The organism is Streptomyces sp. NPDC040622, assembly GCF_055593965.1.
Genome location: NZ_JBVIXD010000006.1, coordinates 273,757 through 285,420, shown reverse-complemented (window position 1 = coordinate 285,420; position 11,664 = coordinate 273,757). Strand labels below are relative to the sequence as shown.

Sequence of the window (11,664 nt, the reverse complement as noted above, 5' to 3'; positions counted from 1 at the left end):
AGACGAACCCCAGGGGCGCGGGGAACTGCGCGACAAGCCACACCACACCCGCACCCGAAAGACGAACACACCCCACCCGCCCCACTCCACCCCACCCCAAACCGCTCAGGGCCCAGGGGCCAGACACCTCAGAACGTCAACACCCCCCGAGCCACCCTCCCCGCCCCCGCATCCCCCACCGCCTTCGCGAAGTCCTCCACCGGATACGTCGCCGTCACCAGCTCGTCCAGGAGCAGACGTCCACCCCGGTACAGCTCCGCGTACAGCGCGAAATCCCGCTGCGGGCGCGAACTCCCGTACCTGCAGCCCAGGATCGACTTGTCCAGGAACATCGACGCCACCACGAACGACGCCTCCGCCGATGCCGCCGGCATCCCGAGCAGCACCGCCTGCCCGTGCCGGTCCAGCAGATCCACCGCCTCCCGTACGAGCTCCACCCGCCCCACACACTCGAAGGCGTGGTCGGCCCCCTGGGGCAGGACATCCCGCACGCCTTCCGTCGACCGAAGGAAGTGCGTCGCCCCGAACTGCCGCGCCACCGCCTCCTTCGCCGGATTCGCGTCGACGGCGACGATCGTCGTCGCGCCCGCGATCCGCGCGCCCTGCAGCACGTTGAGCCCGATCCCGCCGGTACCGATGACGACGACCGAGTCCCCCCGGTCGACCTTGGCCCGGTTCAGCGCGGCGCCCACACCCGTCACGACCGCGCACCCGATGAGCGCCGCCGAGGTGAGCGGAATGTCGTCCGCGATCTTCACGGCCTGCACGGCCTTGACGATCGTGCGTTCCGCGAAGGCGGAGTTCGCCGCGAACTGGTACACCGGCTTGCCGCCCCGCGAGAACGGCTGGTCCGGCATCCCGATGGCCTTGCGGCACATGGTCGGCCGCCCCCGGTGGCACTCCGCGCACGCCCCGCAGTTGGCGATGGTGGAGAGCGCCACATGGTCTCCGGGCGCCACGTGCGCGACCCCGGGGCCGACCGCCTCGACGACCCCGGCCCCCTCGTGCCCGAGCACGACCGGAGGCGGAAACGGAATGGTCCCGTCGATCACCGAGAGATCGCTGTGGCAGAGCCCGGCCGCGGCGATCGCGACGAGGACCTCCCCCGGCCCCGGATCACGTACCTCCAGATCGTCCACGACCTCGGCCCGCGTCCCGTCGAAGACAACGCCCCTCATCCCGCACACCCCTCACCGAGGCCCCCTGGCCTCTCTCGGCAGACCGAGCACGCGCTCGGCGATGATGTTCCGCTGCACTTCGTCCGAGCCGCCGTAGATGGTGTCGGCACGGCTGAAGAGATGGAGCCGCTGCAGGGGATCGAGCTCGTACGGCGCGTCGGGCCGCCAGTCCACGGGCCCCGCCGCGGCGGACGCCCCCCGCACCGCCATGGCCAGCTCCCCGAGCCGCTGGTGCCACCGCCCCCACAGCAGCTTGGCGACACTGGGCGCCCCGGAGCGCGCAACGCCACCTTCACCACTGCCGCCGCCCCTGCCACCCCCATCGTCGCCCCCGGCACCGCCGCCCGAACTCCCCAACGTGCGCAGCGCGTTCCACCGCATGACCCGCAGCTCGGCCCACTGCCGCACGATCCGCTCCCGCACCACCGGGTCCTCCACGGCGCCACGGTCCAGCGCCTCACGGACGACCTCCGCGAGCTCCTCCGCGAAGCCGATCTGCTGGACCAGCGTGGAGACGCCCCGCTCGAACCCGAGGAGCCCCATGGCGACCCGCCACCCGTTCCCGACGCCGCCCACGACGTGCGCGGCACGCGCGCGTGCACCGTCGAAGAAGACCTCGTTGAACTCACTGGTCCCGGTCAGCTGCCGAATGGGCCTGACCTCGACGCCGGGCTGGTCCATGGGCACCAGCAGAAAGGAAAGCCCGAGATGCCCACGCCCCGCCTTCGCCTCCGCCGCCGCCCCCGTCCCCGTCCCCGTCCGAGCCAGCACGAAGCACCAGTCCGCCTCATGGGCCAACGAGGTCCAGATCTTCTGCCCGGTGACGCGGAAGTCCGCCCCGTCCCGCTCGGCCCGCGTCCGCACCCCCGCGAGGTCGGAGCCGGCCCCGGGCTCGCTGTACCCCTGGCACCACAGCGTCTCGCCCCGCGCGATCGACGGCAGGAACTCGTCCCGCTGCTCCTGGCTCCCGTACGCGAGGAGCGTCGGCGCGAGGAGGTTCTCCCCGATGTGCCCGTACCGCCCTGGCGCCTTGGCCCGCGCGTACTCCTCGGCCCAGACGACCTGCTGGGTCAGCGTGGCCCGCCGATTCCCGTAGACCCCAACCCCGGAGCCACCCCCGCCTCCGTCCCGCCCATGCCCACTGCCCCCGTCCCGGCCGAGCCCACCGTCCCCCTCCCGTCCAGGCCCACTCCCCCCGCCCCACCCGAGCCCGATCCACCCGCCCCGCCCCAACTCCCTTTCCCAGGCGCGCCGTTCCACCCCACCCTCGTGCTCGCTCCCGGGCCCGCCCCGCCCGACCGCCCCGGCGAACTCACCGGTGAGGTGCTCGGCGAGCCACGCCCGCGCCTTCGCGCGAAACGCCTCGTCCTCGGGTCCGAAACCGAAATCCACCGCCGCGCCCCCGCCTACGCGTTCGGCCGTTCTCGACCGGCCGCCGCCCTCGCCATCGCCTCCAGCTGGGCCAGCATCGGCATCGGGTCGGTCCCCACGGTCCCCGGCAGGAAGTCGGCGATCTTCTCGGGGGTCCACGCCCCGTCCGCGTACCCGGCACGCAGCTCGCGCGGCTGGGCCCACACGGCGATCTTGGGTCCCGCGATCGTGTAGACCTGCCCGGTGATCTTCTCCTCGCGCGCCCGCTCGCTCAGCAGGTAGACGACGAGCGCGGCGACGTCCTCGGGCTCGCCGATCTCCTTCAGCTCCATCGGGACGTTCGCCGACATCCTCGTCCGGGCGACGGGCGCGACCGCGTTGGCGGTGACCCCGTACTTGTGCAGGCCCAGCGCCGCGCTGCGCACCAGCGAGATGATCCCGCCCTTCGCGGCGCTGTAGTTGGCCTGTGCGACGGACCCCTGGTGGTTGCCGCTGGTGAAGCCGATGAGCGTGCCCGAGCCCTGCTTGCGCATCACCGCGGACGCGGCCCGGAAGACGGTGAACGTGCCCTTCAGGTGAGTGGCGACGACGGGGTCCCACTCCTCCTCGGACATGTTGAACAGCATCCGTTCGCGGAGGATCCCCGCGACGCACACCACTCCGTCGATCCGCCCGTACTCGGCGAGCGCGACGTCGACGATCCGCCGGCCGCCGGACATGGTCGAGATGTCGTCCGCGACGGCGACGGCCTCGCCGCCCGCGGCCTGGATCTCCTTGACCACGGCGTCGGCTATCTCGCTGGTCGGCTCGCCGCCCTCCATGGAGACGCCGTAGTCGTTGACGACGACCTTCGCCCCCTCGGCCGCCGCGGCCAGCGCGACGGCCCTGCCGATGCCCCGCCCGGCGCCGGTCACGGCCACCACCTTGCCTGCCAAGAAGTTCCCCACGTCCGGCCCCTTCCCGCGGTTTCTGACGGACCGTTAGATTCTATGACCCGTCAGACACCGGAAGACAAGCCCCGCGGAGGACTCATGTCAGACTCGGACGCGACCACCGGCCCTGCGGACGCCCCCGCACCCGCCGCCCTGCCCCCCGAGTTCCACGACATCGCCAAACGCGTGAACAACTGGGGCCGTTGGGGCGCCGACGACGAGACCGGCACGCTCCACCTGATCACCGACGAGGTGGTACGGGCGGCCGCCGCCGAGGTGCGGACCGGGCGCCGCGTCCCGCTCGCGCTGCCGCTGCAGGAGGACGGCGTCCAGACGGGCATGATCCCGGGCCGGGTGAACCCGCTGCACACCATGGTGCAGATCAATCACGAGCTGTTCGGCCCCGGCACGGTCGCCACCAGCGACGACGCGGTGACGATGGGCCTGCAGACGGCGACCCACTGGGACGCCCTCACGCACGTGTCCCACTCGGGGAAGATCTACAACGGCCGCCCCGCGGACAGCATCACGGCCCACACGGGCGCGCGGTTCAGCGGCATCGACAAGGCTCCTCACGTCGTCTCGCGTGGCGTCCTCCTGGACGTGGCGCGCGCCAAGGGCCTCGACCGGCTGCCCGGCGATCACGTGGTGACGCCCGAAGACCTGGACGAGGCGGCGGAGTTCGGGGGCCTCACGGTCCGGGCGGGCGACATCGTGCTCGTCCGCACGGGCCAGCTCCAGGTCTACCTGGCGGGCGACAAACACGCGTACGCCTATCCGTCGCCGGGCCTCTCCCTGCGCACGCCCGAGTGGTTCCACGCGCGGGACGTGGCGGCGGTCGCGAACGACACCCTGACCTTCGAGATCTTCCCGCCGGAGATCGAGAACCTGTGGCTGCCCGTGCACGCGCTGCATCTGGTCGAGATGGGGATGCTGCAGGGCCAGAACTGGAATCTGGAAAAGTTGTCCACAGCCTGTGCAGAAGTTTCGCGCTTCTCGTTCCTGCTCTCGGCGATGCCGGAGCCGTTCATCGGCGGGACGGGCACACCGGTGGCGCCGGTCGCCGTGCTGTAGGTGGCGCAGGCGCCGCGGCGGTCGCGGACGGCGCACTCCGGACGGCGGCGCGTCGGCATTCGCCCCGAGCACGCCGCCGCGCACGCCGCCGTCCGGCTCCGGCGCTTGGCCCTGTCCCGTGCGGCCACGAAGGGACTGGCGCCGAACTCGCGACCCACACCTCGTCAAGGACCTCCGTCACCGAGCACCCTCGACGTCCCCTCGCGGCGAATCGCTGCACACAAGCGTGATCAATCGGACACGGTACGTCAACACCCACTCGGTGATTAAGGAGCTATGCGCGGTTTGCCCCACCCGCGCACGGGCGTGCGCATCGGGGCACGCGACGGCGCATACGGGCTCAGGGGCTGTGGCTGCGCAGGCGCGTGGGCCCACACCCTCGCGGGCCGGCCCGCGACCCGCCGTTCAGACCGCCTCGTACGCGATGTCCATGTCGCCGTAGGCCACCCCGTCGTGGAACGTCCGGCCGGCGCCCGCGCCGTCGTAGGCCGCCCCGTCGCAGGCCGTCACGCCGCGGGGCCGTACGTCGTGGACCCTGCCGTCGTAGACCGGCCCGCCGCAGGCCGTCACGCCGCCATAGGCGGCCTTGTCGTACCTGTCCCTGTCGCACGCGTCCCTGTCGTACGCGTCCGGGTCGTACGCGGCCCTGTCGTAGGCCGCGCCGTCGTGGGTCGTGCCCTCGAAGGCCACCGGGGCGACGCCGGAGTCGCACCGGTCGACCTCGCACCAGATGCTCTTGCCCGCACCCTCGGGCTGCCAGCCCCAGCGGTCCGCGAGGCCGTCGACGAGCTCCAGGCCGCGGCCGTTGGTGTCGTCGCCCTCGGCATGCCGCTGCGCGGGCGGACGGGCGCTGCTGTCGGCCACCTCGACCCGGACCGTCCCCGGCGCGTCGGCGGGGACGCCGGGGAGCAGCATGCGCAGCACGGCCGGACAGCCGGTGTGCACAACGGCGTTGGTCACGAGTTCCGAGATCAGCAGGATCAGCGTCTCGGCAACCGGCTCGTCGGCCTCTATCCCCGAGCCCGCGAGCCGTGAACGGGCCCATCGCCTGGCCCGCCCCACCTCCGCGGGGTCGGCCCCGACCTCCAGCTGAACTTGAAGCACCTGCACCGCTCACACCATCCGAACCGGCGGACACATCGCCTCGCGACTCCACAGGGTCACGGAACGTGATCCCCTTGGGAGACAGCATGATTGACGTTCAGTCACCCCAACAAGCGCTTCGGGCATATTCCAGCGCGAAGGAGTACGCGTGCTGCATACTGTGCGACGCGCACCGCAGGGGGTCGAACAGGCGGCGGCAGAGCACCGCCCTGTACTGCGAGCGGCGCGCATCGCCGGGTCCGGCGCCGCCTCATGGGCAACACCGGCATGGCTCGGCCTCTGAACCACTCGCATCCCACACAAGGTACCCGAGCCGGACACCGACTCCATGCCGTGACGAGTCACGCCTAGGACACAACCCGATATCGACGCTGAGTAGTCTTCGGGCGGCCGGGGCGACCTGTGAAACAACAGAGTCAAACGCCACAAAATCCCTTATTTCGGACAGCCCAATGTCCTGGAACCACCCTCAGAGCGCCGCGGCCAGCTCCTCCTCGGCGTCCCGCGCCGTCCGCCCCAGCTCGGCCCGCACCCAGGCCCGCTTGAGATGCAGGTGGACGTCGGACTCCCAGGTGAACCCCATGCCGCCGTGCACCTGGAGGCAGTCGCGCGCGTTGCGCACGGCCGCGTCGTCGGCCAGGAGCTTGGCGGCGCAGGCGTCGAGCGGGTCCCCGGTGACAGCCGCCGCATACACAGCGCTACGGGCGAGCTCGGCCCGCACGAGCATCTGCGCGCAGAGGTGCTTGACGGCCTGGAACGCCCCGATCGGCTGCCCGAACTGTTCGCGATCCCGGGCGTGTTGGACGGCGCTCTCACAGGTACGGGCGGCGCTGCCGAGCTGTTCGGCCGCATAGAGGAGGGCTCCTTGGGCGAGGCTCCCCGCGTCGGGCACCCGGTGCAGCGGGGTGAGCGGGTCGAGGGACCGCAGCGGCACGGCGCCCGTCGCGTCGCCCTGCACCGCGTCCGCCTCGTCGAGCCACGGCACGAGCGTGCCGTCGACGGCGGTCACCACGACGTCCCCGGAGGCGGCGCCGGGGACGATCCCGGCGGCCAGGAAGGACGCCACCGCCGGCCCCGGCAGCAGGGCGCGTCCCGCCTCCTCGAAGACCAACACGGCTTCCGGGAGGCCCAGTCCGACCCCGCCCGCCGCCTCGGGCAGGGCGAGCGAGAAGAAGCCCGCGTCGCCGAGCTCGCGCCACAGCGCCCGGTCGATGCGGTCCGTGGCGTCCCGCAGGGAGAACCGCCCCGCCAGGAGCCGGCGCATGCCGTCCTTCAACGCCCGCTGATCGTCCGTGATGTGGAAGTCCATCGGATCCTCACCGCCCCTTCGGGAGGCCGAGAATCCGCTCGGCCACGATGTTCTGCTGGATCTGCGAGGTGCCCGCGGCGATCGTGTACGAGAGCGAGGAGAGGCGGTCGAGCACCCAGGCGTGGGAGAGGTCGAGGGCGGCGGGGCCCAGGACCTCGGCCGCGGCGTCGTACAGCTCCTGGCGGGCGTGGGAGTAGCGCAGCTTGAAGACCGAGCCGCCGACCCCCGGCACCCCGCCCGTGCGCTGCGCCTCGCTGACGTTCCACTGGGTGAGGCGCCAGAGCGCGGAGAACTCGGCGCTGAGGCGTCCGAGCCTGCGCCGCAGCGCCGGGTCGTCCCAGCGGCCGCTCGCGCGGGCCTCGCGGGCCAGCTCGCCAAGGACGCGCCGGCAGGCCACCACCTCCCCCACGAAGGCGGTGCCCCGCTCGTACGACAGCGTGACCATCGTGACGCGCCACCCGTCGTTCTCGTCCCCGACGCGGTTGGCCAGCGGTATCCGCACCTCGTCGAGGAACATCTCCGCGAACTCCGTGGAGCCGGCGAGGGTGCGCAGCGGCCGCACGGTGATCCCGGGGGCGTCCATGGGCATCGCGAGCCAGGTGATGCCCCGGTGCTTGGGCACCGCCTCGCTGACGGGGGTCGTGCGCACCAGGAGCTCGCACCAGTCGGCGACCTCGGCGTGGGAGGTCCAGATCTTGGACCCGCTCACCACGTAGTGGTCGCCGTCGCGCCACGCGCGCGTGCGCAGCGAGGCGAGGTCGGATCCGGCGTCGGGCTCGCTGAAGCCCTGGCACCAGACGTCGTCGCCGCGCAGGACGGGCGGCAGCCACCGTTCGCGCTGTTCGGGGGTGCCCTGGGAGGCGATGGTCGGGCCGGCGTGGAGCAGGCCCACGAAGTTGGCACCCACGTAGGGGGCGCCCGCCTTCTCCGTCTCCTCCAGGAAGATGAGCCGCTGGGTCGGGGAGGCGTCCCAGTGGACCTCTCCGTAGCCCGCGTCGTGGAGCATGCGCTGCCACGCGGTGTCGTAGGCGCGGCGGCCGGGCCAGTCCTGGGGCGAGGGCTTGGCGGGGAGCTTCGGGAGGGCGGCGGCGAGCCAGTCGCGCAGCCCGGCCCGGAAGTCCTCCTCCTCGGGGGTGTACGTGAGGTCCATGCGGCTCCTACGCCTCCAGGTCGGTCATGTGTCCCTGCGGCCGTCCAGCCGAGCCAGATCTGACGAACCGTCAGCAGCAGGCTAGCCCCGCACCCCTGGACCGACAAGGCGCCGGGGCTTACGCTCTCCGCACGATCTGACTATCCGTCAGTTTCGGCCGTGGGGGCGCACTCCTGCCACCGGACGCGTCCCGGCCGTGACACCGGGAGGGGACCGCATGAGGACCGCTCGGAACGAGACCGCGTACCAACTGGGCGAGTCCCGCACACTCTGGGAGCTGATCGCGCGCCGCGCCGACCTCACCCCCGACGGGCCCGTCCTCCTCCAGGCCGCCGCCGACGCCGCCGACGACCGCACGCTCACCTTCGGGGCGCTGCGCGAGCGCGCCGAGCGGGTCGCCGCCGGGCTGTACGACATGGGCGTGCGGCCCGGCACGGTCGTCGCCTGGCAGCTGCCCACCCGCATCGAGACGGCCCTGCTCTCCTTCGCGCTCGCCCGCATCGGCGCCGTGCAGTCACCGGTCATCCCCTTCCACCGCGAACGCGAAGTCGGCTTCGCGCTGCGGGAGTCGAAGGCGGAGTTCTTCGCGGTGCCCGGCGTCTGGCGCGGCTTCGACCACACCGAGATGGCGGCCCGGCTCGGCGCGGGCGGCGACTTCAAGGTCTTCGAGGCGTACGACGTGCTGCCCGACGGCGACCCGGCCGTCCTGCCGCCACCGCCCGCCGAGGGCACGTCGGTGCGCTGGATCTACTGGACGTCCGGCACCACGTCGGACCCCAAGGGCGTGCTGCACACGGACCGTTCACTGATCGCGGGCGGCTCGTGCCTGGCGCACGCCCTGCACCTGAAGGCCTCGGACATCGGCTCGATGGCGTTCCCCTTCGCACACATCGCCGGACCCGACTACACCGTCATGCTGCTGCTCTACGGCTTCCCCGCCGTCATGTTCGAGCACTTCGCGCTGCCGGCCGCACTGGACGGCTACCGGCGGCACGGGGTGACCGTGGCGGGCGGCTCGACGGCGTTCTACTCGATGTTCCTCACCGAGCAGCGCCAACTCCCCGCGGGCCGGAAGGTCATACCGACCCTGCGCCTCCTCGCGGGCGGCGGCGCGCCCAAGCCGCCGGAGGTCTACCACGCGGTGGTGCGCGAGATGGGCTGCCAGCTCACCCACGGGTACGGCATGACCGAGGTTCCGATGATCACCATGGGGGCCCCCGACGACACCGCGGAGAACCTCGCGACGACCGAGGGGCGGCCCCCGGAGGGCATGGAGATCCGGATCACGGACGCGGACGGCGAACAGCTCCCGCCCGGCACGGACGGCGAGGTACGGCTGCGCGGGGAGGCCGTCTGCCAGGGCTACGTGGACGCGGCGCAGAGCGCGGCCGTCTTCGACGCCGACGGGTTCCTGATCACCGGGGACCTCGGCCACCTCAAGGAGAGCGGCCACCTGGTCCTCACGGGCCGGGCGAAGGACATCATCATCCGCAAGGGCGAGAACATCTCCGCCAAGGAGATCGAGGACCTGCTCCACCAGCACCCGGCCGTGGGTGAGGCGGCCGTCGTCGGCCTGCCCGACCCCGAGCGCGGCGAACGGGTCTGCGCGGTCGTGGAACAGCGCGCGGGCACCGGCGTCCTGACGCTGGACGCCCTCACCACGTACCTGCGCGGGGAAGGCCTCTCCCCCTACAAGCTGCCGGAACAGCTGGAGCTGGTCGAGGCGCTCCCCCGCAACGAGACGCTCCGCAAAGTGCTCAAGTACAAGCTGCGGGAGCGCTTCTCGGGCTGAGCGGCTGAGCGGCTGAGCGGGCCTACTCGGGGACGGTGAAGTACTGCGCGAAGGCCGTCACGACCTCCTGCTCGGCGACCCGGCCGTCGCCGTCCGCGTCCAGGGCGGCGGCCACCTCCGCGGTGACGTCCTCGGGCACACCGAGCGCCTTGAGCGCGCGCCCCGCCTCGGCGGGCGTCACCGCGCCGTCCGCGTCGCCGTCGGCGACACCGATCATCGCGTGCAGGAACGGGCGGGCGATCTCGGCGAACCGGTCGGGATTGTCCCGCAGCCGCTTCACCGCGCCGCCCACGAACTCGTCCCGGGTGATCCGCTGGTCCCCGTCGCGGTCCGCGATCCCGGCCATGCCCTGCCAGAACGCCTCGGCCCCGATGTAGAGGGCCTGCCCCTTCTCGGACCGCGCGGTGGCCCCGAACTCCGTGCACAGGGCGGCCGCCGCCGTGCTGAAGTCCTCACGGGAGATGTATCCGTTGCCGTCCTGGTCGAAGGTGGCGAACCGGGCCGCGATCCTACGCTCGTACTCGGCACTGTCCATGTTCTTCGGGCCGCCTCACTTCCGCGGTTGGGTACGTGCTCGGGGGCTGGTTCCCCGGCTGCGAGCGTACGTCCTGACGACTGCCCAGAGACGGGAAAGCGATGCTTGTGTCAAGACCGCGGGAATTCCGGGACAAGGATGTGTCACACGGGTGATGTGCTGCACCGTTCCGCGTGGAAGCGGTTGCGGCGAGTCTCATAGCGGTGTTGGGAACCCTCCTGGGCGCGGGGGTCACCCACTCCTTCCAGCGGAGGTCGATCGAGCGGACCGAGCGGTTCACCCGCGCCGAGAAGCTGCGGCAGGAACGGATCGACGCGTACTGCGCGTACGCGGGGGCGCTCGTCAACTACCGGCGGGTCCTGGTCGACCGCTGGTTCAGCAGGGCGGAGAACCGCACCACGGAGAGCGAGGAGACCCGCTTCCGCTCCTACGAGCTGCGCTCGGAGGCCCAGGAGGCACTGTTCCGGGTGCAGCTGCTCACCAGCGACGACGAACTCGTCCGGCTCGCCTGGGAGACCCTCGACCAGGTCGCCGACGTGCACAGGACCGACGACCGCGGGGTGCTCGCCGAGCGGCGCCGCGTCTCGCGCGACGCCATCAACTCCTTCGTGGCGGCGGCGAAACGGCACGTGGGGTGAGGCCGGCCACCTTCTCGACGAGGCGGGCCGGACAGGCGGCCGACTGCTAGGCCGACAGCGGGGTCGCCTCTTCGTCCAGCGCCGCGGGCACGTCGGGGAAGACCTCGAAGAGGCGGCGCACGCCGAGGGCCGCGAGGACCCGGTTGACGTGCGAGCCGTCCTCGGCGCCCTGCGCGGGCAGGATCAGCCGCAGCCGGCCCTGGAAGGAACGGATGAGGCGCCGCGTGGCGATCAGCACGCCGACGCCGCTGGAGTCGCAGAACAGCACTTGGGAGAGGTCGAGGACGATGCGGCGGCGGCCGTCGGCCACGGCGTCGTGCACGCGCTGGCGCACCACGGGTGAGGTCAGCAGGTCCATTTCGCCGGAGACGCACAGCACGGCCCAGCCGGCCTCCTCGCCCACCGTCACCTTGAGCGTCACGCGCTACGCCTCTCGCTCGACCTACCTGTTCCGCGGTTCCGGAGTGATCCGGAAGCAGTCCTTACGTTTCGTTCAGCTTCGGCTGCCCCACCACTCCCCCCATGAAACACCAGCAACCCACCGTCAATATCATCCGGGCTCCTCCCCAGGCCCCGCTTTG

10 protein-coding genes and 1 pseudogene are annotated in these 11,664 nt (G+C 72.0%); 3 read left to right on the top strand and 8 right to left on the bottom strand.

What is annotated here, in order from left to right; translation table 11 throughout:
- Positions 1 to 128 precede the first annotated feature (128 nt).
- Genes ACZ592_RS19030 through ACZ592_RS19020 form a run of 3 tightly spaced genes read right to left on the bottom strand, consistent with a single transcriptional unit; the run spans position 129 to position 3,496 of the window.
- A complete protein-coding gene (locus tag ACZ592_RS19030) occupies positions 129 to 1,178 on the bottom strand; it encodes a Zn-dependent alcohol dehydrogenase (protein ID WP_471582718.1) in 1,050 nt (349 codons plus the stop codon).
- Between the two features lie 12 nt (positions 1,179 to 1,190).
- Entirely contained in the window at positions 1,191 to 2,570 is a 1,380-nt protein-coding gene (locus ACZ592_RS19025) for an acyl-CoA dehydrogenase family protein (RefSeq protein ID WP_471582717.1), read from the bottom strand.
- Between the two features lie 14 nt (positions 2,571 to 2,584).
- Entirely contained in the window at positions 2,585 to 3,496 is a 912-nt protein-coding gene (locus ACZ592_RS19020; RefSeq protein WP_471582716.1) for an SDR family NAD(P)-dependent oxidoreductase, read from the bottom strand.
- A gap of 84 nt (positions 3,497 to 3,580) precedes the next feature.
- Between ACZ592_RS19020 and ACZ592_RS19015 the strand changes: the two genes are divergently transcribed.
- A complete protein-coding gene (locus ACZ592_RS19015) occupies positions 3,581 to 4,555 on the top strand; it encodes a cyclase family protein (protein ID WP_471582715.1) in 975 nt (324 codons plus the stop codon).
- A 708-nt stretch (positions 4,556 to 5,263) separates the two neighbouring features.
- On the opposite strand, the pseudogene ACZ592_RS19010 reads toward ACZ592_RS19015, so the two are convergent.
- The 3 genes and pseudogenes from ACZ592_RS19010 to ACZ592_RS19000 all read right to left on the bottom strand — a co-directional run.
- Positions 5,264 to 5,665 (bottom strand): annotated as a pseudogene (locus ACZ592_RS19010) (ATP-binding protein); the annotation flags it as partial.
- A 463-nt stretch (positions 5,666 to 6,128) separates the two neighbouring features.
- Positions 6,129 to 6,968 (bottom strand): acyl-CoA dehydrogenase family protein, encoded by an 840-nt coding sequence (locus tag ACZ592_RS19005; protein ID WP_471582714.1) that lies wholly within the window; start codon positions 6,966 to 6,968, stop codon positions 6,129 to 6,131.
- A gap of 7 nt (positions 6,969 to 6,975) precedes the next feature.
- Positions 6,976 to 8,118 carry an acyl-CoA dehydrogenase family protein gene (locus ACZ592_RS19000; RefSeq protein ID WP_471582713.1) on the bottom strand — a complete coding sequence of 381 codons (1,143 nt, stop codon included), beginning with the start codon at positions 8,116 to 8,118 and terminating at the stop codon, positions 6,976 to 6,978.
- Between the two features lie 217 nt (positions 8,119 to 8,335).
- On the opposite strand from ACZ592_RS19000, the gene ACZ592_RS18995 reads away from it, so the two are divergent.
- Positions 8,336 to 9,910, top strand: coding sequence for an AMP-binding protein (locus ACZ592_RS18995; RefSeq protein ID WP_471582712.1), 1,575 nt, complete (start codon positions 8,336 to 8,338; stop codon positions 9,908 to 9,910).
- Between the two features lie 22 nt (positions 9,911 to 9,932).
- Here the strand turns inward: ACZ592_RS18995 and ACZ592_RS18990 are convergent, their stop codons facing one another.
- On the bottom strand, positions 9,933 to 10,445 hold the full coding sequence (locus tag ACZ592_RS18990) for an EF-hand domain-containing protein (protein WP_471582711.1): 513 nt from the start codon (positions 10,443 to 10,445) through the stop codon (positions 9,933 to 9,935).
- Positions 10,446 to 10,648: 203 nt separating this feature from the next.
- On the opposite strand from ACZ592_RS18990, the gene ACZ592_RS18985 reads away from it, so the two are divergent.
- Complete coding sequence (locus tag ACZ592_RS18985) at positions 10,649 to 11,083, top strand: hypothetical protein (protein WP_471582710.1); 435 nt, start codon at positions 10,649 to 10,651, stop codon at positions 11,081 to 11,083.
- A gap of 46 nt (positions 11,084 to 11,129) precedes the next feature.
- Here the strand turns inward: ACZ592_RS18985 and ACZ592_RS18980 are convergent, their stop codons facing one another.
- Positions 11,130 to 11,504, bottom strand: coding sequence for an STAS domain-containing protein (locus ACZ592_RS18980; RefSeq protein WP_471582709.1), 375 nt, complete (start codon positions 11,502 to 11,504; stop codon positions 11,130 to 11,132).
- Positions 11,505 to 11,664: the final 160 nt, after the last annotated feature.

Coding starts and splice junctions, on each gene's coding strand:
- ACZ592_RS18995 (WP_471582712.1), top strand. CDS start 8,336: ATGAGGACCGCTCGGAACGAGACCGCGTACCAACTGGGCGAGTCCCGC.
- ACZ592_RS19000 (WP_471582713.1), bottom strand. CDS start 8,118: ATGGACCTCACGTACACCCCCGAGGAGGAGGACTTCCGGGCCGGGCTG.
- ACZ592_RS19030 (WP_471582718.1), bottom strand. CDS start 1,178: ATGAGGGGCGTTGTCTTCGACGGGACGCGGGCCGAGGTCGTGGACGAT.
- ACZ592_RS19005 (WP_471582714.1), bottom strand. CDS start 6,968: ATGGACTTCCACATCACGGACGATCAGCGGGCGTTGAAGGACGGCATG.
- ACZ592_RS19015 (WP_471582715.1), top strand. CDS start 3,581: ATGTCAGACTCGGACGCGACCACCGGCCCTGCGGACGCCCCCGCACCC.
- ACZ592_RS18990 (WP_471582711.1), bottom strand. CDS start 10,445: ATGGACAGTGCCGAGTACGAGCGTAGGATCGCGGCCCGGTTCGCCACC.